This window comes from Lutibacter sp. TH_r2 (genome assembly GCF_033101135.1).
Taxonomy (GTDB): domain Bacteria; phylum Bacteroidota; class Bacteroidia; order Flavobacteriales; family Flavobacteriaceae; genus Lutibacter.
The window spans coordinates 1,216,360-1,239,678 of the sequence record NZ_JAWMPV010000001.1 but is presented as its reverse complement, the minus strand read 5'-3'; the positions used below and the strand labels follow the sequence as shown (position 1 = coordinate 1,239,678).

At 29.5% G+C, this 23,319-nt stretch carries 15 protein-coding genes; 7 read left to right on the top strand and 8 right to left on the bottom strand.

Annotated features, from left to right (window positions below; all coding sequences use genetic code 11):
* Positions 1–78: 78 nt before the first annotated feature.
* From R3X25_RS05115 to R3X25_RS05100, 4 genes are all read left to right on the top strand, one after another.
* Positions 79–2,460 (top strand): ribonucleoside-diphosphate reductase subunit alpha, encoded by a 2,382-nt coding sequence (locus tag R3X25_RS05115; RefSeq protein WP_317672508.1) that lies wholly within the window; start codon positions 79–81, stop codon positions 2,458–2,460.
* A 209-nt stretch (positions 2,461–2,669) separates the two neighbouring features.
* Complete coding sequence (locus tag R3X25_RS05110; protein ID WP_317672506.1) at positions 2,670–4,925, top strand: inorganic phosphate transporter; 2,256 nt, start codon at positions 2,670–2,672, stop codon at positions 4,923–4,925.
* A gap of 94 nt (positions 4,926–5,019) precedes the next feature.
* Positions 5,020–6,798, top strand: coding sequence for a Na/Pi symporter (locus R3X25_RS05105; protein ID WP_317672504.1), 1,779 nt, complete (start codon positions 5,020–5,022; stop codon positions 6,796–6,798).
* A 107-nt stretch (positions 6,799–6,905) separates the two neighbouring features.
* Positions 6,906–9,152, top strand: a complete 2,247-nt coding sequence (locus R3X25_RS05100) for an inorganic phosphate transporter (RefSeq protein WP_317672502.1) — start codon at positions 6,906–6,908, stop codon at positions 9,150–9,152.
* 68 nt (positions 9,153–9,220) lie between these two features.
* Here the strand turns inward: R3X25_RS05100 and R3X25_RS05095 are convergent, their stop codons facing one another.
* Complete coding sequence (locus tag R3X25_RS05095; RefSeq protein WP_317672500.1) at positions 9,221–10,411, bottom strand: porin; 1,191 nt, start codon at positions 10,409–10,411, stop codon at positions 9,221–9,223.
* 588 nt (positions 10,412–10,999) lie between these two features.
* Between R3X25_RS05095 and R3X25_RS05090 the strand changes: the two genes are divergently transcribed.
* A complete protein-coding gene (locus R3X25_RS05090; RefSeq protein WP_317672498.1) occupies positions 11,000–11,347 on the top strand; it encodes a hypothetical protein in 348 nt (115 codons plus the stop codon).
* Positions 11,348–11,433: 86 nt separating this feature from the next.
* On the opposite strand, the gene R3X25_RS05085 is transcribed toward R3X25_RS05090, so the two are convergent.
* From R3X25_RS05085 to R3X25_RS05075, 3 genes are all read right to left on the bottom strand, one after another.
* Positions 11,434–14,259: a TonB-dependent receptor gene (locus tag R3X25_RS05085; RefSeq protein ID WP_317672496.1), complete on the bottom strand. Its 2,826-nt coding sequence runs from the start codon at positions 14,257–14,259 to the stop codon at positions 11,434–11,436.
* A 73-nt stretch (positions 14,260–14,332) separates the two neighbouring features.
* Positions 14,333–15,622 carry a hypothetical protein gene (locus R3X25_RS05080; protein ID WP_317672494.1) on the bottom strand — a complete coding sequence of 430 codons (1,290 nt, stop codon included), beginning with the start codon at positions 15,620–15,622 and terminating at the stop codon, positions 14,333–14,335.
* A gap of 165 nt (positions 15,623–15,787) precedes the next feature.
* The gene (locus tag R3X25_RS05075; RefSeq protein ID WP_317672492.1) at positions 15,788–16,177 is read right to left on the bottom strand and encodes a carboxypeptidase-like regulatory domain-containing protein; all 390 of its coding nucleotides are present in this window, start codon (positions 16,175–16,177) and stop codon (positions 15,788–15,790) included.
* Between the two features lie 160 nt (positions 16,178–16,337).
* Here R3X25_RS05075 and R3X25_RS05070 point away from each other — a divergent pair, with 160 nt between their 5' ends.
* The gene (locus R3X25_RS05070) at positions 16,338–17,669 is read left to right on the top strand and encodes a deoxyguanosinetriphosphate triphosphohydrolase (RefSeq protein WP_317672490.1); all 1,332 of its coding nucleotides are present in this window, start codon (positions 16,338–16,340) and stop codon (positions 17,667–17,669) included.
* A gap of 3 nt (positions 17,670–17,672) precedes the next feature.
* Here R3X25_RS05070 and R3X25_RS05065 read toward each other — a convergent pair whose 3' ends face one another.
* Positions 17,673–18,614 carry a DUF3078 domain-containing protein gene (locus R3X25_RS05065; protein WP_317672488.1) on the bottom strand — a complete coding sequence of 314 codons (942 nt, stop codon included), beginning with the start codon at positions 18,612–18,614 and terminating at the stop codon, positions 17,673–17,675.
* A gap of 48 nt (positions 18,615–18,662) precedes the next feature.
* Positions 18,663–20,435 carry a 1-deoxy-D-xylulose-5-phosphate synthase gene (locus R3X25_RS05060; RefSeq protein ID WP_317672486.1) on the bottom strand — a complete coding sequence of 591 codons (1,773 nt, stop codon included), beginning with the start codon at positions 20,433–20,435 and terminating at the stop codon, positions 18,663–18,665.
* 57 nt (positions 20,436–20,492) lie between these two features.
* On the opposite strand from R3X25_RS05060, the gene R3X25_RS05055 reads away from it, so the two are divergent.
* Positions 20,493–20,942, top strand: coding sequence for a nucleoside deaminase (locus tag R3X25_RS05055; RefSeq protein WP_317672484.1), 450 nt, complete (start codon positions 20,493–20,495; stop codon positions 20,940–20,942).
* Here the strand turns inward: R3X25_RS05055 and R3X25_RS05050 are convergent.
* Together R3X25_RS05050 and R3X25_RS05045 are read right to left on the bottom strand one after the other, a co-directional pair.
* Positions 20,939–21,187, bottom strand: a complete 249-nt coding sequence (locus R3X25_RS05050; RefSeq protein ID WP_317672482.1) for a hypothetical protein — start codon at positions 21,185–21,187, stop codon at positions 20,939–20,941. The two genes, R3X25_RS05055 and R3X25_RS05050, sit on opposite strands and share 4 nt — an antisense overlap.
* A gap of 10 nt (positions 21,188–21,197) precedes the next feature.
* Positions 21,198–22,988 (bottom strand): chloride channel protein, encoded by a 1,791-nt coding sequence (locus R3X25_RS05045; protein WP_317672480.1) that lies wholly within the window; start codon positions 22,986–22,988, stop codon positions 21,198–21,200.
* Between the last annotated feature and the right edge of the window lie 331 nt (positions 22,989–23,319).

The following is a 23,319-nucleotide window of genomic DNA, read 5'->3' as shown; positions in this document are numbered from 1 at the left end:
CATAACAAACTTTTACAATTAAAATAATAAGCTAACCTGATACTTAATACCAGTTACTAGCTACTAAAAAACTAAAATATGTTTGTATTAAAAAGAGACGGAAGAAAAGAGCCTGTGATGTTCGACAAGATCACAGCAAGAGTGAGAAAAATGTGTTATGGTCTAAATAACCTTGTAGATCCTGTAAAGGTTGCAATGCGTGTTATTGAAGGACTTTATGATGGTGTTACAACTTCCGAACTCGATAATTTAGCCGCTGAAATTGCAGCGACTATGACTGTACAACATCCAGATTATGCAAAATTAGCTGCCAGAATTGCTGTTTCAAACCTTCATAAAAACACTAAAAAAACATTTAGTGAAGTTATGACGGATTTATATAATTATGTAAATCCAAGAACTGGTAAAAAAGCACCTTTACTTTCTAATGAAACGTACAATGTGATTATGGACAATGCCAATAAATTGGATTCTACAATAATTTACAACAGAGATTTTGGGTACGATTATTTTGGTTTTAAAACATTAGAACGCTCTTATTTACTAAAAATTAATGGCGAAATTGTTGAGCGCCCTCAACATATGTTAATGCGTGTTGCGGTTGGAATTCATATGAATGATATTGATGAAGCTATTGAAACGTACGAGTTAATGTCTAAAAAAATATTTACACACGCTACACCAACATTGTTTAATTCAGGAACACCAAAACCACAAATGTCATCTTGTTTCTTATTACAAATTCAAGACGATAGTATAGATGGCATTTACGATACGTTAAAACAAACAGCTAAAATATCACAATCTGCTGGTGGAATTGGATTGTCTATACACAATGTTAGAGCAACAGGTTCATACATACGTGGTACCAACGGAACATCAAACGGAATTGTTCCAATGTTGAAGGTTTATAATGATACGGCTCGTTATGTAGATCAAGGTGGTGGAAAACGTAAAGGTTCTTTTGCTATTTATATGGAACCTTGGCACGCCGATGTTTTTGATTTTTTAGATTTACGTAAAAACACAGGAAAAGAAGAAATGCGTGCTCGTGATTTATTTTACGCAATGTGGATTCCAGATTTATTTATGAAACGTGTTGAAGAAAATGGAGATTGGACGTTGATGTGCCCGAATGAATGTCCACATTTATTTGATACGTATGGCGATGAGTTTGAAAAACTATACACTAGTTACGAAGAAGTTGGAAAAGGAAGAAAAACCATAAAAGCGCGTGAATTATGGGAAAAGATTTTAGAAGCTCAAATTGAAACTGGAAATCCGTATATGTTGTACAAAGATTCGGCCAACAGAAAATCGAATCAAAAGAATTTAGGAACCATTCGTTCTTCAAATTTATGTACAGAAATTATGGAATATACCGCAAAAGACGAAGTTGCAGTTTGCAACTTGGCATCTATTGCAATTCCAATGTTTATTGATGAAAATGAAAAAGGAAAGAAATTCTTCAATCATCAAAGACTTTTTGAAGTAACTAAAAAAATTACACGAAACCTAGATACTGTAATTGATAGAAATTACTATCCAGTAAAAGAAGCTGAAAACTCAAATGTACGTCATAGACCAATTGGATTAGGAATTCAAGGTTTAGCCGATGCGTTTATTATGTTGCGTATGCCTTTTACAAGTGATGAAGCTAAAAAACTAAACGAAGAAATATTTGAAACTATTTATTTTGCGGCTGTAACCTCTTCAATGGAAATTGCTAAAGTAAAAGAACCATATTCAACATTTAAAGGTTCTCCAATGTCTCAAGGTGAATTCCAATTTAATATGTGGAATGTTTCAGAAGACGATTTAAGCGGACGTTGGGATTGGAAAGGTTTACGTGAGGAAGTAATAAAAAACGGCGTTAGAAATTCATTATTAGTAGCACCAATGCCAACTGCTTCAACTTCACAAATTTTAGGTAACAACGAAGCTTTTGAACCTTATACTTCAAATATTTATACACGAAGAGTATTAAGTGGTGAGTTTATTGTGGTAAACAAACACTTATTAGAAGATTTAGTTGAATTAGGTTTATGGAACAATGATATGAAAGAAGATATTATGCGTGCCAACGGATCTATTCAACATATTGATGTAATTCCGCAGGAATTGAAAGATTTGTACAAAACGGTTTGGGAAATGAGTATGAAAGATATTATTGATATGTCTCGCCAAAGAGGATATTTTATAGATCAATCGCAATCTCTAAACTTGTTTATGCAAGATGCAAATTACTCTAAACTAACTTCAATGCATTTTTATGCTTGGAAAAGTGGCTTAAAAACTGGAATGTATTATTTAAGAACAAAAAGTGCCGTAAACGCAATTCAATTTACAGTTTCAAAAGATAAAAAAACAGAAGAAAAGCCTTTATCTCCTGAAGAATTAAAAGCAATGCTAATTGAATCACAAAACAATCCAGATGATTGTGAAATGTGTGGCTCTTAAAACTAAAAAAAGTTAATATTTTAAAACCTCTAATTATTTTTATTAGAGGTTTTTTTATTTAGGATTAAATCGTATTATTTTTTGTAATTTTATCACTTATTGTAATATTTTTATTAGAACGTGAAATAACATTGATTTAATGTTGATAACATTAACTTAACAATTGCGTAAAATAATGACACTATTTTTGCGCAACTAATTTTTAGAAAATGGGAGATATTTATATTTTAATGCTTGTAGCATTAACCGTACTTGCAATTATTGATTTAGTTGTTGGTGTTAGTAATGATGCTGTAAACTTTTTAAATTCAGCAATTGGATCTAAAGCTGTTTCAATTAAAACAATTATGGTAATTGCCAGTATTGGTGTTGCGCTTGGAGCAATTACATCAAGCGGAATGATGGAGGTTGCTAGAAAAGGGATTTTTAATCCTTCTGAATTTTATTTCAACGAAATAATGTTCATTTTTATGGCAGTAATGATTACTGATATTTTATTATTAGATGTCTTTAATTCGCTAGGAATGCCTACTTCAACAACCGTATCCATTGTATTTGAGTTATTAGGAGCAGCCGTAGCCATATCTTTAATTAAAATTTCGAACAATGGTGAATCCATGGCCGATGTTGGAAAATATATTAATACAGCTACTGCATTGTTAATTATTTCAGGTATTCTGCTCTCGGTATTTATTGCCTTTTCCGTAGGTGCTTTGGTCCAATTTTTATCACGACTCTTATATTCTTTTCAGTTTGACAAAAAAAGAAGTATCATTAACGCAGTTTTTGGTGGTTTTGCGATTACTGCAATCACTTATTTTATTTTTGTAAAAGGTATGAAAGGAACTCCTTTTTATGGAGATGTTAAACACTTAATTGAAGGAAAAACTTTTGAAATTATATTTTTTGGATTTTTATTCTGGACTATATTATCACAATTACTAATAATGCTTTTTAAAGTAAATATTTTGAAGTTTATTGTTGTAATTGGAACTTTTTCATTGGCTATGGCTTTTGCTGGTAATGATTTGGTAAACTTTATTGGAGTGCCAATTGCCGCTTTAAATTCTTGGCAAGAATGGAGTGCTTCAGGCATACCTGCAAATGAATTCTCCATGGGAGTTTTGGCTAAAAAAGTTCCATCAAACCCATGGTTATTATTTATAGCTGGAGGTATTATGGTAGTAACACTTTGGTTCTCTAAAAAAGCAAAAATCGTTATTGAAACAGGTATTAACTTATCGCGTCAAGGTGAAGGTCACGAAAAATTTCAACCTAATGCAGTATCTAGAACTGTTGTGCGTGGAGCTATTTTATTTAATACAGGATTATCGAAAATTATTCCTGAAAAAACTTTAAAATGGGTAGATTCTAAATTTCAAAGACCCGTTGTAGATTTACCAAAAGATAAATCATATGAATTACCTGCTTTTGATATGGTAAGAGCTTCCGTAAATCTTTTTGTTGCTGGTATTTTAATTTCTATTGGTACTTCATTAAAATTACCTTTATCTACTACATACGTTACGTTTATGGTTGCAATGGGTACATCACTAGCTGATAGAGCTTGGGGAAGAGAAAGTGCTGTTTATAGAGTTGCAGGTGTATTTAATGTAATTGGTGGATGGTTTTTAACTGCTTTTTCTGCATTTACTGTTGCTGCTATTTTTGCTTACATTATTTATTTAGGGGAAATAGTTTCGGTAGCTATTTTACTAATTCTAGTTTTATTTTTATTAGGAAGAAGCTCTTATAGACACGCCAAAAAAGCAAAAGAAAAAAAAGAAAAACGTTATATGGAGCGTGCTGAATTAATTACAATTAATGAAGTAGTTGAAGAAAGCTCTGACCATATTTCTGAAGTTGTTAAACGTGTAAATAAATTATTTACTAATGTTGTTGACGATTTAGCTAACCACGATTTAAACAAGCTTTCAAAAACTGAAAAACACGTTAAAAAACTAAATAAAGAAGTTAATGAACTTAAAAGCGATGTATTCTACTTTATAAAATCTTTAGATGATTCTTCAGTAAGAGCAAGTAGATTTTACATTTTGGTTTTAGGTTATTTACAAGATGTAACACAATCAATTGAATATATTTCAACTACAAGTTTCAATCATGTTAACAATAATCATAAAAACTTAAAAAAATCTCAAATTAAAGATTTAAAGGATATTAACAACAAACTACAATCTTTATTTAATAAACTTGAAAAAGACTTTACCGAAAGAGATTTTAATAATTTAGTTTCTATTCTTGATGCTAAACAAGAATTATTTAATGATGTTTCTGAATCTATTGACAAACAAATTGCAAGAATTAGAACTGAAGATACAAGTCCAAAAAATGCAACATTGTATTTTGGAATTTTATTAGAAACTAAAGATTTAATTTCTGCCTTAATGAGTTTACTTCAATTATATGAAGAATTTAAAATTCAAGAAAACGTAAAAAAAATATAATATTTAATCTATATTTTAAAAAGCCATCAACTAGTTGATGGCTTTTTTTTATACTTAAAAATATGTATGTTTACTTATAGAAATTTAAACCTTTATGCTAAAACGGCTTTTATTTGTTTCATTTTTAATTGTATTAGCAATTATATTATTCTTCAATCCTAATTTTAAAACAATCTCTGCCGGAGTTGCTATTTTACTTTTTGGAATGATAATGCTTGAAGAAGGCTTTAAAGTTTTTACCAAAGGTCCGCTTCAAAATATTTTAAAAAACGCTACTAATAAATTATATAAAAGTATTACTGCTGGAGCATTTGTTACAGCAATAATTCAATCTAGTTCTTTAGTTTCTGTAATCACAATTTCTTTTATAAGTGCTGGTTTAATTTCACTTTCAGGTGGTTTAGGATTAATATTTGGAGCAAATATTGGTACTACTGCAACGGCGTGGTTAGTTGCCGGATTTGGTTTAAAAATAAAAATTTCAGCATTAGCAATGCCTATGCTAATTTTTGGATTAATATTTTCATTTCAAAAAAAATCTTCATTTAAAGGTATTGGAAATGTACTTGCTGGTTTAGGGTTTTTCTTTCTTGGAATTCACTATATGAAAGAAGGTTTTGATGTATTTAAAAATTATATAGATTTAACTCAATTTGCTGTATCTGGATTTTTAGGAGCTTTAATTTATGCAGGTTTAGGAATAATTATAACAACTATTTTACAATCTAGTAGTGCAACTTTAGCTTTAATACTTACAGCATTAGCGGCAGGACAGATAGAATATGAAAATGCTTTAGCATTAGCTATTGGTGCCAATGTTGGTACAACTATTACTGCTATTTTAGGATCGTTAAGCTCTAATATTGCTGGTAAAAGATTGGCTGGAGCTCATTTAGTTTTTAATGTAACAACAGGATTGGTTACATTAATTCTTATATTTCCACTAGCACGATTGGTAAATGTTATGTCCGAAATATTTAATATTGCTTCGGATGATTACACGCTTAAGTTAGCCTTATTTCATACCATATTTAATACACTTGGTGTGGTGTTAATGATACCGTTTATTAATAGTCTTGAAAGATTATTAATGAGAATTTTTAAAGAAAAAACAGGTAAAGATATTGACGAACCAAAATATTTAAACGAAGCTGTTTTAGAATTTCCAAGCACTGCTATTAATTCTTTAATTGAAGAATCTAAATATTTATTTAAAAATGCCATTTTTGAGATTGTTGCTCATGGTTTAAATATTCACAAAGCTGATATTAAATCTGATTTAAAAATTAAAAAAATTATTAAAAAATCTACTGAAGATATGGAAACCGATGTAGAAGATTTATACTATAAAAAAGTGAAAACTATTTATGGTGAAATAATAAGATATGCCACTACGGCTCAAAGCGATTTAAAACTAAATAAAAAACAAAACCAAGCAATTACCGATATTAAAATTGCAAACCGTAAAATGGTTGAAGTAATTAAAGATGTAAGAGAATTAAATAAAAACTTAACATTTTCTCGAACATTAGATAATCCACACTTATTAAAACAGTATGATAGTTTCAGAAATAAAGTTACCAAGGTTTTACGGGTAATTTATTTGTTTAGAACAGAAGCAAATCACAAAAAATATGCAGAACAGCTTTCAGAATTAAAAATTGAAGCAAAAGAGAACATTAGAAAAAGTAATAAATCAATTGATAAATTAATACGTAAAAATTTAATTTCTCCCGAACTCGCCTCATCCCTTTTTAATGATTATACCAATGTAAATGATATGATTAAAAAATTGATTGAAGTTGCTGAATTACTTTACGGATTTAAAGATTCTTTATTAGATAATGGCACAACTAAAAAACAGAAAAAATAATCATTCATGTTTTTAACATAATTATAGTGTTAAAACTCCATTCATAACATTAAATTAATATTAAGCAATTCTATTAGGATTAATTTTGCATTATTATTAATAAAATTATGGGAGACATTTATATATTAATGTTAGTTGCTCTAACTGCATTAGCAGTTATAGATTTAGTTGTTGGTGTTAGTAATGATGCCGTAAACTTTTTAAATTCTGCTTTAGGTTCAAAAGCAGTTTCTCCAAAAACCTTAATGATTATTGCTAGTTTAGGAATATTTTTTGGAGCAGTATTTTCTAGCGGTATGATGGAGGTAGCCAGAAAGGGAATTTTTATTCCAGGTGAATTTTACTTCAATGAAATTATGATCATTTTTATGGCCGTAATGGTTACTGATGTAATTTTATTAGACTTATTCAACTCGTTAGGTATGCCTACCTCAACTACAGTCTCAATTGTATTTGAATTATTAGGTGCGGCAGTAGCAATGGCTTTAGTTAAAATTGGAGCGAACAGCGAACAAACAATTTCAGATTTAGGTATCTATATAAATTCTGAAAGTGCGTTATTAATTATTTCAGGTATTTTATTGTCTGTAGTAATTGCTTTTTCAATTGGTGCTATAGTTCAATACATTTCACGATTGTTATTTTCTTTTCATTATGAAAAAAGAATGAAACATTTTGGAGCTATTTTTGGCGGTGTAGCTTTAACTGCAATTACTTATTTTATTTTTATGAAAGGGTTAAAGGGAACTCCTTTCTACGGAAATGTTGAAAACATTTTAAAAGGAAACGAAGTTTATATAATGGCTGGAAGCTTTGTATTTTGGGCATTAGTATCACAAATATATACCTCTTTATTCAAAAAAAATATTCTGGTTTTAATAATTATAATAGGAACATTTGGATTGGCTTTAGCTTTTGCTGGAAACGATTTAGTAAATTTTATAGGTGTTCCAATGGCAGCATTACACTCTTACGATGCTTGGGCAGCAAGTGGAGTTCCTGCTACAGAATTTTCAATGGGTGTTTTAGCTAAAAAAGTTCCTACAGAATCTACACTATTATTTATTGCTGGAGCTATAATGGTAGTAACTTTATGGTTTTCTAAAAAAGCAAAATCTGTTACAGAAACAGAAATTGGTTTAGCTAGACAAGGTGATGGACATGAGAAATTTAAACCAAACTATGTGTCTAGATTTATTGTTAGAGGTACCGTAAATTTAAGTAAAGTATTAGGTTATGTATTACCTGCTTCATTTATAGAAAAAATAGACCAACAATTTCTAAAACCAGTAATTGAATTGCCTAAAGATAAATCTTATGAAGTTCCTGCTTTTGATATGATTAGGGCTTCTGTAAACTTAATGGTTGCAGGTATCTTAATTTCTATTGCAACTTCATTTAAACTTCCATTATCTACAACTTATGTAACTTTTATGGTTGCTATGGGAACATCTTTAGCTGATAGAGCTTGGGATAGAGAAAGTGCAGTTTATAGAGTAGCTGGTGTGGTAAATGTAATTTTAGGTTGGTTTTCAACAGCATTAATTGCATTTACAGCTGCGGCATTATTTGCTTATTTAATGTATTTAGGTGGAGCACCTATTATTGCATTATTACTTTGTTTAGTAATATTTTTATTAATAAAAAGTTACTTAAACCACTCAAAAAAACTAAAAGAGAAAAAAGAAACACAACGCCTAAAGCGTGCTGAAATTGTTACCATTAATGAAGTAATTGAAGATAGTTCTGGCCATATTTCTGAAGTAATTAAACGTGTGGATAAACTATATACCAATGTTGTTACGGATTTATCTAGACACGATTTAAACAAATTATCTAAAACTGATAAGCATGTTAAAAAACTTAAAAATGAAGTCAATGATTTAAAATCAAATATCTTCTATTTTATTAAATCTCTAGACGAAAGTTTGGTGAAAGCAAGTAGATTCTACTTATCAGTTTTAGACTACTTACAAGACATAACACAATCTATTGAGTTTATTTCTACAACAAGTTTTAATCATGTAAACAACAATCATAAAAACTTAAAAAAATCACAAATAAAAGATTTAGTTGAAATTAATAATAAACTTCAAGAAACATTTCAGTTAATAATTACAGGTTTTGAGAATAGAGATTTTACAAATTTTGTAAGTATTCTTGAAGATAAGCAACAATTATTAAATCATGTTTCAGATTCAATTGATACTCAAATTTCAAGAATTAGAACAGAAGAAACAAGTCCTAAAAATACTACCTTATACTTTGGAATTTTATTAGAAACAAAAGATTTAATTGAAGCAACAATGAGTTTAATTCAATTATTTCAAGAGTTTGAAAGCAGTGAAGCATAACATAAACAAACTTTTATAACACTAAAAAGGGGCGATTTACATCGCCCCTTTTTTTAATATTTTTAGAATTAAAAATGAATATCAACTTGTAGTCTATACAACAGTTCATTAGTACCACCATTAACTTCTAAATGGCTAATATCTGTTTGAACCTTTAGATTATGACCTGCAATATATTTAGATAATCCTAACGTATATTGACTTTCTTGATTACTTCCTGTTATACTTTTATCTAATTCAATATTTGTATAACGACCAGAAATTTCCCAATCTTTTTTAAGCAAGTACCCAGTTTGTAAATTTAATCCATTTCCTACTTGAACTATATCCCCTGTTAAAGATCCATCAGAATTTTTAGCAATTGCATCATCAGCTGTTCTATCTGAATATTCAGCCATAAAAGAAAACCCTCTATATTTAAACATTGCATCTATAAATAATGTGTTAATGTTTGTTTCAAAAAAACCATTGTCAGTTTCCATATAAGAACCTTGGTTGCTTCTAGTTTTTACTGCGTTGTTATTATGATCGTAACTTACACCAATAGCTAATTTTGGTTTAGGTTCACGTTGTAAATCTGCACCTTTATAATCACCTTTACCAGCAAAGTTTCCAAATGGTAACAATTCAACACGCCCAGTGTATTGGTGACCTCCTAGATTACCAGTTGTTACATTTCTACCTTCACCTTGTGCAATAGAAAAAATCTCTTTTACTACAAACTTATCCGTTAAATTAAAATGATGCCTTAACTGTACACCAAAATCACGGTCTATGGTAAAACGTCTATTTAATAAAGATCTATCAACTTGTTGCAAATTAGCTGAAGATATAACACGCTCTCTGTTTCCAGGTAGTTTACCTTGTCCAAACCATAATTCAAAATTTTCATAAAAATTCCATCTCAATTGAGCATCTAAAATATATCTTGGAGCATTACTTGTATATTCTGAAGCTCCAGATTGATCTCTATTAGATAAACCAAGCTCTACTTTATATTTTAATTTCGGACTAAATGCAAAACCATCAAATTTTAATCGAGCTCTTCGTGTTAAAAAATTTGCTTCACTTTTCCCATCTTCTTCCCATGTTGAAGTACCTAGAAGTTGCATTCTTAAACCAACTTTCATGTTCCAACTGTTATCTTCGCCTTTTAAATTAAATAAACCTTTACCAAATTTAGACGAATTAGCCTCTTGAGCATAAGATAATGAAACAGCCATTAGCCATAGCATTATCAGTAATACTTTGCATTTCATGATTTTATCGTTTTTGTCGCTGCAAAAATACTAAAAATCAATAATAAAAATATCACATAAACCTCTAATATTCAAGCTTTAGTATCAAATTAAACAATCCTAAATGCCTGATTTTCAGCTATCAAGCAAAAAGAGTGAATAATTTATAATAATTCAAAATATTATTGGTCTATTTCAAAGCAGAAACAGTCTTTAAACAACACAAAAAGACCACTAAATCAATAATGGTCTTTTCCATTTCAATTTATTGTTGACAAAAACGATATTTATGAAATGTCTTATCTTCTTTAAAAGAAGTATAAATATTAGATAATAATTTAAACTAAATTTAAATTAACCATTATCTAATTATTAAGTTTTTGAAGGTAATTATATTATTTATTAATGTTAAAAAAAACAACATTTTAAAATTCCAAATTTTAAGCGTATTTCAAACCACTTGTTAATTGTTTGTTTTTCAACGTATTAAAACTTTTTTAAAAAAACTTAATGTAAACTTAATGTTAAGAAATAGTGTTTTTAAGGTTAATTCAATAAATTTGATGTATCAAAACAAAAGGAAACTATTCACCCTAAAAAATATAAATTATGAAAACATTATTAAAATTAGTTGTTTTGTTGTTCTGTGTAACAACATTTGCTCAAGAACAAAAAGTAGATTACAAAAAAATTGACAACGACCTAACTAAAGCTACCTATTATTTTACTGACAACGCTAGTATAGTTGAACGTGAAGGCTTTTTTAATAAGGAAGGTAAATTACATGGTACTTGGATTAATTATGATGTAAACGGAACTAAAACAATTATTGCTAACTACAAAAATGGTAAAAAAGAAGGCACTTGGACGTATGTTAAAAAAGATAAAATTAATTTAGTTACGTATAAGAACAATAAAATAGTTAATGTAGAATCTAAAGACATTATAATAAATTAACACAATTCTCATTCAATAAAAAGTGTTATGTAAAAAAGGGATGCCAATTGGCATCCCTTTTTTTTATTTCAAACAATTATAATTTTTTAGAACTTATAAGTATATCCTAATGAGAACTCAAATCCAGGAGTTCTTAAAGAGTAAACTTGATCCATTGCCTTGTAAGATTGGAACACACTTTCTTTATCCTGATCTAAAATGTTCTTAATTTTTAAGTCAATTTTAGACTTTTTATCTTCTCCTAAAGTTTTGTTTAAAGTAAAGTTTAAGCTATGGAAAGGCTTAATGTACACATCAGGAACATCACCAGTACCAACAACTTCTAAAGTTTCACCTTGTACGTTATAGAATAATCCAGCTTCAAAACCTAGCTCGCTGTTAGAGTAATCTAATCCGGCATTTATTAAGTAAGGAGATTGTCCTTGTAAATCTCTTGTATTTTCAATAGTTTGGCCATCTCTAGCGGCATTTAATCTACTTTGGTATTCATCCTCTTGCATTTCCAACTCCGATTTCATAATTGAGACATTACCAGATAATTTAAAATTATCGAAACTATCAGAAATAAAATCTAATCGTTGTCTAAACTCTAATTCAACTCCATACACTTTAGCACTTCCTAAATTATCAACAGTAACTTGAGTAGGTGCTTGGAGGAAAAATACTTTTTCAATTGGATCTGTAAAGTCTTTATAAAAACCACTTACCGAAACCATTTGACCTCTTTCTCTAAAAATCTCGTAACGTAAATCAAAGTTATTAACATAAGTTGGTTTTAAATCAATATTACCAATAAATAAATAACCTGTAATTGGGTCAAATATTTGAGATTTAGAAGCTTCTTTAAACGAAGGTCTTGCAGTAGTTCTATAATATGAAGCTCTAATTTTAGAATCATCATTTAACTCATAAATTAAATTAGCTGAAGGAAATAAATCGTATTCATCTAGAACAGGTGTGCTATCATAAATTACATCATCATCTTGTCCTGTATAATAAGATTGGAATAATTCGCTACGCAAACCTAATACAGATTTAAATTTATCACTTAAGCTAAATTCAGTAGAAACATATGCTGAATATATATTTTGCTTCCCTTCATAAGAATCATTAGGGTTGTACTGATCACCAAAAATTAAGTGAGTTCCCTCACCTGATTGATATGTCCATAAATTTTCATCCGCCAACATATTATCAATATTTCCATCTGCTATAAATCCGTCATCTCCAGTAATTTTAAACGTATAATCATCTACTTCAAAGTCACGAAATTTCATAACATAACTTCCACCAACTTTAAATTTAGCTGACCTATTAAACATTTCATGGTTCTTTTTAAAATCAACTTTACCAACCCAACTTTCTTCTTGTAACGTTCTCCACAAACGTATTGGAAAAGTTGAAGCACTAGGGCTAATACTATATTCACCTTCACCAGAAATTTGTAATGGTGTAATTCTATGATCTTTATCGTGAACTTTAGAAAGTGTTGGAGAAAATTTCCAATCAAAATCCCAAGCATCATCGCTTTCTCCTAATTGATGTGAACCCGAAAATAAAATATTTGTTACTGATCTTTCAGTATATGTTAAAGCATGTTTAACTAATGGTTCTTGCGCACCTCCTGTACCATCTTGAGAAATGGATTGGTTAAAAAACCCTGCAGAAGATTCACCATTTTGAATATGCAATAAGTTTACACGAAATTTTGATAAATCTGTTTTATAAGTAAGTCCAAGTAAACCATTAGCAATTATATTATTTATACCGTAAGCTCCATTAGAGGTTAGCACTGGTCTTTGCTCATTTTCACTTTTATCTTGATTTAGAACATAAGCTCCATCAACTCTATTTTCGTAAAATTCTGTTGAATTTTTATAAGAGAATGATGTTAAAAATCCAAATCTATCATTCCCTACATCGTATTGATTTCCTAATGTAAAACCAAAATCATAATTCATACCACTAGTTTCCTTTTTAGCTGCTAGTTCCTTACCAAATCTACTTGTTAATGTAGTTAATGTTCTTCTGTTTTCAAAAGTACCAGGAATTGGTTGATATCGATTTATAGGTCTATCTCTTAAACCATTATCAAAACCAAAAATATCAGTATCACTTCCACTATACGAAAGGTAATTTTTGTTAAAGTGCATATCTGGGTTATAACCTACACCAACTTTAAGCGAAGCTTCAAATTGATTTGGAAAATCTTTTGTTACAATATCCACTAAACCTCCTGTAAAATCAGCAGGATATTCAGCAGAAGCCGCTTTAATTACAATCACGTTTTCCAAAATATTAGTTGGAAAAATATCCATTTGAATAGAGTTTCTATCAGGATCTAAACCTGGAATATCAACACCATTTAACATTGATTTGGTATATCTATCACCTAAACCTCTTACATACACGTATTTTCCACCTTGAACTGAAACACCTGGTACACTTTTTACAGCGGAAGCTAAATCACTAGCTCCTGTTTTACTAATTGTTTGTGATGATAAGCCATCTAGTAATGTAGCTGATTTTTTTTGGTAGTTTAGAACAGCTGCTTCTGTATTCTTTTTAACTGAAGTTGTAATTACAACCGTATCAAGAGTATTAGTATTTAAGGTAATATCTAAGGTATTTACCGCATTTTCTTTTATAACTACTTCTGTTATTTCTTGAGTATCATAACCAATAAAAGAGTAAAGTAGTGTATACGTTCCTGGTTGTAACGCTAAAGTATACTTTCCGTCAAAATCGGTAGTTGTTCCAATTGTAGTTCCTTTTACTACAATGGTAGCGAAAGCTAAAGGTTCGTTATACTCACCATCTATTACAGATCCAGCAACTCTACCATTTTGAGCATTCATTGAAAATGAAGCAGCAATAATGATAAATGTTAGAAATTTATATATTTTTTTCATATAAAATTATTCTATTAATAACTGCTCACCTTGTGAGCAGTTATTGTTTTAAAGTATTGTGGTTTATAATAGATTAGAAGCCTAAACCTGCTACATCATTAGCATAGGTCCAGCTTAAGCTAGATGTAGTTGCTCCTAAAGTTTGATTACCTTCAGTTACAGCAGAAGCTGTATCACCAAAACCAGTTACAGTAACTGTTTCAGCTTTATTAGCAAAAATTGAAGCCACATCAGAAACACCTGTTGGTAAAACAATTTCCCAAGTACCAAATGTTAATTTTCCATTGTTGTAATTTGTAGCAACACCATCATTATCTAACTCAACATCAGAACTGTCTTTAAAGCCGTAAGCATAAATATTAGTTGTTGTACCCATTGCTAAACTTCTAAAGTCAGCATATTCACCATTATCAGTATTAGTGTTACCAATTAAGGTTACATTTTGTAAAGTAAATTGACCTTCAATTGTACCTTCTGGACCATCAATTTCTAGTCCGTGATCTGAGTTATCACCTAAAACAACTACTGCATTATCAATTGTACCAGAATAAGCTTGGTCAATATCTAAAGCATCATCTCCTTGTGCCCAAATTAATACATTAGAAACATTAACAGTCCCTCCAAAAAATTCAATTCCATCATCAACATTACCTACAATTTCAATATTACTAATTGTAGTTCCTGAACCAACACCACCTAATGTTAAACCGTTAATTTCATTTCCTTCTCCAATTAATGTTCCTCCGTGACGGATAGAAACATATTCAAGTACTCCTGAGTTATCATCATCTGTAAACACATCGTCTACAGCTCCATACAATCCAAAAGTATCATCAGCTGGAATTCCTTCAATTTGTAATTGAGTTACATCATTTTTAAAAGAACATGTAGCTTTTCCTAAAACAATAACACCACCCCAAAGACCACTGTTAGTTTCGTCTAAATTAGTTCCTGCTGTTTGGCCTGGCTCAATATTATCTACTTCAGCAGTAAAAATAATTGGGTTTGAAGCTGTACCCTGCGCCATAATTTTTCCTCCTCTAGCTATAATTAAAGCGGTAGATAAAGATCCTGTACCTGCTCTACCTTTAATTATGGTTCCAGGTTCAATAGTTAATGTTACACCTTCTTGAACAACAACCTTGCTTGTTAATACATAAATATTGTCTGCAGTCCAAGTTTCATCTAAAGCAATACCACCTGCTTTAACAATTGTTTCATAAGTATCTTCTTCACCAGTTGTGCTCTCATTGGTGATGTTATATGTAACTTCTTCAATTATTATTGGAGTATCGTCATCTTCGAAACATCCTGTAAAAATAAATGACATAGCTACTAAAGCCGTTAACAAAACTTTTTTCATTATAATCTGATTTTAATTAATTTTAAATTTAATTTGTATTGCGTTTATTTGTCGATGCAAAGAAACTGTTCCCAAGTAAATGAATAGTTAATCAGATGTTATAAAAAAACAACTATAAAGTTAATTTAACGTTAAAGAGGTTGTGAGTTTTTATTTAAAGAAGTATTACTTATTTTCAATTTGAGCTACAGAATTATCTGTAAGACTTATACTTACAACATCTAAAGTTTGATTGTAAATACTTTTTCTGTTTGAAGCTATTTCAACATTAGTTACTTCTACATTATTATAACCAACAAAAGAAAACTCTAATGTGTATTTTCCTGGTTTTAAAGATATTGAATAAGAACCATCAAAGTCTGTCTCAACTTTTTTATCTAATTCTTTTACGGTAACAGTTGCAAAAATAAGTGGGTTATTATCAGCAGCCTTATCTAAAACAACACCTTCTACAATACCATTTTTCTCTTTTTTAATAAGAGATGTCATTTCAAAAGATTGCCCCATTGAAATTAAACTTGACATAAAAAATAAAATTGTAACTAGTGCTTTCATACTTAAATATTGATTAGTACAAAGAACTAATTTCAATGTTAATTAAACGTTATTTTAAACTTATACTTACGTACCTAAATTGTTAACTTTTAAATTTATTGATGTTGTAAAAAATTATTTTTAATAACTATATTGCAGTTACTTTTATAGCAATTTTATAATGAACTGGGAAAAACTACTTTCACTAAAAAGATTTGGAGATACACAACCAAGATTAAGAATAAACCAAAACGAAACTAGACTCGGTTTTGAAGTGGATTATGATAGAATTATTTTTTCAGATTCGTTTAGAAGTTTACAAGATAAAACACAAGTAGTTCCTTTATCTAAAACAGATTTTGTACATACTAGATTAACTCATAGTTTAGAAGTTAGTGTAGTAGCGCGCTCTTTAGGAAGAATTGTTGGGGAAAAAATTCTTGAAAAATATCCCGAACTAACTGAAAAGGGTTATAAAATGAATGATTTTGGAGCTATTGTTGCAACTGCTGCTTTGGCACATGATATTGGAAATCCTCCATTTGGACATAGTGGTGAAAAAGCTATTGGAGAATATTTTAAAAGTGGTAAAGGAGTTCAGTTTAAAGAAAATTTATCCAATAAACAATGGCAAGATTTAATTGATTTTGAAGGTAACGCCAACGGTTTTAAAATATTAAATGAAACTACTGAAGGAATTTCTGGTGGGTTACGATTATCTTACGCTACGCTGGGTTCGTTTATAAAATACCCTAAAGAATCACTTCCCAAAAAACCAACTTCGCAAATAGCAGATAAAAAATATGGTATATTTCAGTCTGAAATTTCATTTTTTCAAGAAGTTGCCAATGAATTAGGTTTAATTTCAACAGGTGAAAACGGAAACATCTCTTACAAAAGACATCCTCTAGCTTATTTAGTTGAAGCTGCAGATGATATTTGCTATACAATTATAGATTTTGAAGATGGAATTAATTTAGGTTTAATAGACGAAGACTTTGCACTTGAATATTTAATAAAACTAGTTAAAAACTCTATTGATAGCAAAAAATATCATCAACTAAAATATAAAAAAGATCGATTGGCATATTTACGCGCGCTTTCTATTGGAGCATTAATTAATGAAGCTGCCGCTATATTTTTAGAAAATGAGGAATCAATTTTAAAAGGTGAATTTTCAATTTCATTATTAGATAAATGTAAGTACGAAGCTCAAATTAATGACATTTTAAAAATAAGTGTAGCTAAAATCTATAAAAATAAACAAGTTGTAGAAAAAGAAATTTTAGGTTATACCGTAATTGCAACTCTTTTAGATGTATTTATAAGTGCTGTAAACGGAAAATATAATGGAAATATGTCTAACTACGAAAAGCTAATTCTAAATTTACTGCCAGAAAACTTTTTAAATCCTAAAGCAGATTTATACAGTAGATTATTAGCTGTTAGTAATTTTGTTGCTAGTTTAACTGATGGTTACGCGCTTCAGCTTTATAAAAAAATTAAAGGTTAATTTTTAAAAATTATAAGCAAAACCTACACCTAATAATTGTTTTAATTGAATTTTAGGACCTAAAGTTTCTAAACTTCCATCATCGTCAATATCTTCTTTAGCTAAAATATCATCATCAAAAATCATTTGAGAACCTACATTTGCTGTAATATGTTTATTTATAGTTAAATCAAAAGTTAATTCCCAGTTAACATCAACGTTACCATAATCATGTAAATAATCTGTATATAAGGTTAGTTTATTTTCCATTTTTATATTCTCCATAACTTTTGCTTCCCACTCGCCAGATACTAAAGTTCCAAATTCAATTTTAGCTTTTTCACCATTTTTAATAATATTGCCATCATCATCTGTTACAGCTGCTTCAACACCAAAAGCTCCTTCATCTGCTAATGTTGAACTAAAAACAAACGTAGTTTTATTTGTAATTGGAGACAGGTAAACTTTTATTTTTTGTTCTTTTGCAGAATATTCTGATCCAACACCCAAAAACAAATACGCTGGTGCAAAAAGGCGGGAAATAGGTTTATCGGTATTTGGGTAAGTATAACCATTAGAAAATTGAGTTTTAAAATTAAACTTTGCCGAATAATACCAACTAGATTCAACATTTTTTCTAAACCCAAAAGTAGAATTTAATTCAAACTTATCTTCAGTTTTTCGAAGCTCTCGCTCTTCTTCTTTATTTAAACCATAACTTCCTTTTAACTCATTAGACCAAACAGTGTGTTTGTTTTTATAATTGCGTTTCATGTTTAACTTTAAAATCCCCGCAATAGAATTATTCCCTCCAGAACTCCAATTAACAAAAGAGTTTTGAGTAAATAATAATGATACATTATTTTTACTAGTCCAATAACTAGTAGAATCTTTTAAAAATCTATTATTTGAAAACGAATTAATTGTAATTAAAAATGTGAAAATTAGAAGGGCTTTAACTTTCATTGTATACTGTTTTATTAATTATATTATTTACAAATTATTTATTGATAGTTAACATAACAAACTTAATAAATAAGTTTTAATTGCGTTTTTAGATAAGTTTTGCTTTTCGAATAGCTCTGTTACTTTTCCATGTTCAATAAATTTATCTTGTAATCCTAGTTGCTTTATGGTTCTATTTTTATAATTATTATTTGCTGAAAACTCTAAAATTGAAGTACCAAATCCTCCAATAATTGTGCCATTTTCAACTGTTACAATAATTTTATACGTTTTAAATATTTTATGAAGTATTTCTTCATCTAAAGGTTTTATAAAACGCATATTGTAATGCCCAATATTAGAATCTGAAATTTCATTTAAAACTTCAGAAATAGTATTCCCAATTGATCCTACCGAAAGTACAGCTAACTCATCACCTTCCATTAACGTTTCAGCTTTTCCAATTTTAATTTTTTCAAAAGGTTGTTTCCAATCTATTAATACACCTCTTCCTCTTGGATACCTGATAGCTAATGGAAAATTAATTCCTAATTGTGCTGTATAGAGTATGTTTCTTAATTCAACCTCATTAAGAGGATCAAAAATTACCATGTTTGGAATACAGCGTAAATAAGCGATGTCAAAAACTCCATGATGCGTAGCTCCATCTTCACCAACCAATCCAGCTCTATCTATACAAAAAACTACAGGTAAATTTTGTAATGCTACATCATGTATTATTTGATCGTAAGCTCTTTGTAAAAACGTTGAATAAATAGTGCAAAAAGGAATGAGTCCTTGTGTAGCCATACCAGCAGCTAAAGTAACTGCATGTTGTTCTGCTATACCAACATCAAAGGCTCTGTTAGGAACCTCATCTATCATAAGTTTTAACGAAGAACCTGTTGGCATTGCCGGAGTAATACCAATAATTTTTTTATTTTTTCTTGCTAATTCTACAATAGTTTCACCAAAAACATCTTGATATTTTGGTGGTTGGACTAACTTTTCAGATGGATAAAGTTCACCAGTAACTTTATTAAATTTTCCCGGAGCATGATACTTTACCTGATCTTGTTCTGCTTTTTTTAATCCTTTTCCTTTAGTGGTAATAATATGAAGAAATTTAGGTCCTTTTACGTTTTTTAAACGTTCTAATTCTTGAACCAAAGCAACTAAATTATGACCATCAATAGGGCCAGAATAATTAAAGTTTAATGCTTCAATTATATTATTTTTTCTTACCGATTTTCCAGCTTTTACATTGGTGAAATAGTTTTTTAAAGCACCAACACTTGGGTCTATTCCCATAGCATTATCATTCAAAACAATCAACAAATTAGCATCGGTAACACCTGCATGATTTAAACCTTCAAAAGCCATTCCGCTTGCAATAGAAGCATCTCCAATTACTGCAATATGTTGTTTGGTAAAATCGCCTTTAATTTGAGATGCAATTGCCATACCTAAAGCTGCCGAAATTGAAGTAGATGAATGTCCAGTTCCAAAAGCATCATATTTACTTTCCTTTATTTTTGGGAAACCTGAAATACCGCCTAACTGTCTATTTGTATCAAATTTTTCTCTTCGTTCAGTTAAAATTTTATGTCCATACGCTTGGTGCCCAACATCCCAAATTAATAAATCATTTGGAGTGTCAAATACATAATGTAACGCAATAGTTAACTCTACAACACCTAAACTTGAACCTAAATGACCTTCTTTTGCTGCAACAGCATCAATAATAAATTCACGTAATTCTTTAGCCACTTTTGGAAGTTGCTCTAATTCTAAATTTCGTAAATCCTTTGGATTGTATATGTTAGGTAATAATTTTTGCATTCATGCAAAATTACAATTTTTAATTGTTCGTACTTTAAATTTATTTACTTTTGAAGCATGATAAATCCGTTTGATGATATTTATTTTATGAAACGTGCTTTGCAAGAAGCAGAAATAGCTTTTGAGAAAAATGAAGTTCCTGTTGGTGCAGTAATTGTAATGAACAATCAAATTATTGCTAGAGCTCATAATTTAACAGAAACGTTGAATGATGTTACTGCTCATGCTGAAATGCAAGCGTTTACAGCTGCTGCAGATTTTTTAGGCGGAAAATATTTAAATAAATGTACTTTGTATGTTACATTAGAACCTTGTCAAATGTGTGCAGGAGCAAGTTATTGGACGCAACTTGGAAAAATAGTATATGGTGCAACTGAAGAAAAAAGAGGCTTTAAAGTTATGAATACTACCCTACATCCAAAAACTGAAGTTGTAGGTGGAATTTTAGAAAATGAATGTAGTATGCTGCTTAAAAAATTCTTTATTGAAAAGCGAAACCTGAATTAGTTTCTATTTTCTTCTTTTCGATTATGTTCTTCTAAATCTTTTCTGTATTTATCAAAAGTAAAATCGTTAATATTTTTATTTTTATAACGGTGATAAATAAATAATGGCATAAAAATAAATGCTATTGCCAAAACACCAATACCAATAATTAATTCTCCACTTGAATCTCCATTATTTTTTATATAAAATCCATAGATTAAAGTTCCTAGAATTATAATCAGCAAAAATATTAAAATAGATTTCATAGTAAATAAATTAAGTGCTTACCTGTATTAGTTTTCTTCTATAAGCTGTAAGAAGTCTAGATTTTGAAATAAAACCATAATATTTTCCATTTTTAATTACAGGTAAATTCCAAGCAACTGTAGTTTTAAATTTCTCCATAATTACTTCCATAGAATCTTTATCATAATCAATAATATCAGGTACACTCTGCATTAAATTTAATACTTTTTCTTTTTCATATAAATCTGTATTAAACATAATACTTCTAATATCATCAAGTGTAATAACACCTAAAAATTCATTTTCACTACTAACAACAGGAAAGTGATTTCTAGAAGATTTTGCCACAGCATTGTTCACAATTTCACCTAAAGTCATTTTTGGTTTAAGAACAATAAAATTAGTTTCAATAACTTTATCAACATCCATTAGCATTAACACGTTTTTATCTTTATCATGTGTTAATAACTGACCTTTTTTTGCTAATTCTGCAGCGTAAATATTATGTGGTATATAACGTTTGGTTATTAAATATGAGATAGAGGAAACAATCATTAGTGGCACAAATAATTCGTATCCACCAGTAAGTTCAGCAATTAAGAAAATTGCCGTTAACGGAGCTTGTAATATTCCTGCCATTAAACCAGCCATACCAACCATAGCAAAATTAGTAGAAGACAATTGATGACTAAAAATATTACTATAATTAATAATTGAAGCAAATACAAATCCGGTAATACTACCTGTAAATAGTGTAGGAGCAAAAACTCCTCCAACTCCACCAGCACCAAAAGTTAAGGCTGTTGCAATTACTTTAAACAGTACCAAACCAATTAATAAAGCAATAATAATTAAAATGTTATTAGCTTCAATATGAAAAATGTTATTTGAAACAATAGGATCTACATTACCTCTTAATATGTTATTTATAGTTGAATACCCTTCACCAAATAAAGGTGGAATTAAAAATACCATAACACCTAGTAAAATTCCTCCAAAAAGTAACCGTTTATGCGCACCTTTAAAATCTCTAAAAAAGGCTCCTATTGCAGAATAAATTTTACTAAAATATATTGATACCGCTGATGAACAAACTCCTAATAAAATATAAAATAAAACATCGTTTAAATGAAATTTATCTTCAATATTAAAGTGAAGTAATACATCATCTCCAAAAAAGAAATAAGAAGTTAAAACAGCCGTTATTGAAGCCAATAATAATGGAATCATAGAAACCATTGTTAACTCTAAACTAAAAATTTCAACAGCAAAAATAATTGCAGCGATAGGTGCTTTAAAAATAGAAGACATAGCTCCCGCAGCAGCAGCTCCAATAAGCAATGTTCTTGTAGCCTGATTTACATGCATTAACCGCGCAAAATTAGAACCTAAAGCTGCTCCTGTTGCAACAGTTGGACCTTCCAAACCAACAGAACCACCAAAACCAACAGTTAAAGGCGCTGTTAATATTGAGGACCACATTTGGTGACGAGGTAAAATTCCTTTTAATTTTGAAATCGCAAATAATGTCGATGGAATTCCATGACCCACTTTTTTCTTAATTCCATATCTTTTAATCATTCGAACTAAAAATAGCCCTATAAGTGGAAAAATAAAATAAAAAGCTACGTGAATATCCTTAATAAACTCAATCTCTAATAAATGTTGAATAAAGTGAGTTAAGTTTTTTAAAACTACGGCGCCTAAACCGGCTAATAAACCAATTATAGCACTCGCAATTCTAACAAATTGTTTGTCAGAAATATGTTGGTATTTCCAAATTAGAAATCTTTTAAGGATATATTTTAATTTCTGCGACATTATTTTATAAGAAAAGAATGTGCAAAAGTACCAAAATATACTTTATGAATTAACTAGTTTAGGGCATTTTTTACATTTCTTTTCCCCTTTCTTCTTGTATTTTTTACAACATTCATCTTTTAAATCTGACGTAGATTTTTTATTTTTGGAGTAATTCCAATCAAATTCGTAATTGAAAATATCTATATTTTTCTTTGTCAATTTTTATACAATTTAGATTTAACAAACATACATAAAGTTTTAATATATACTTATTTATAATTTTATTTGAATACAATATTATAACTCTGACAAATACGAGTTTAACTACAATTAACAATAGAAACTACAA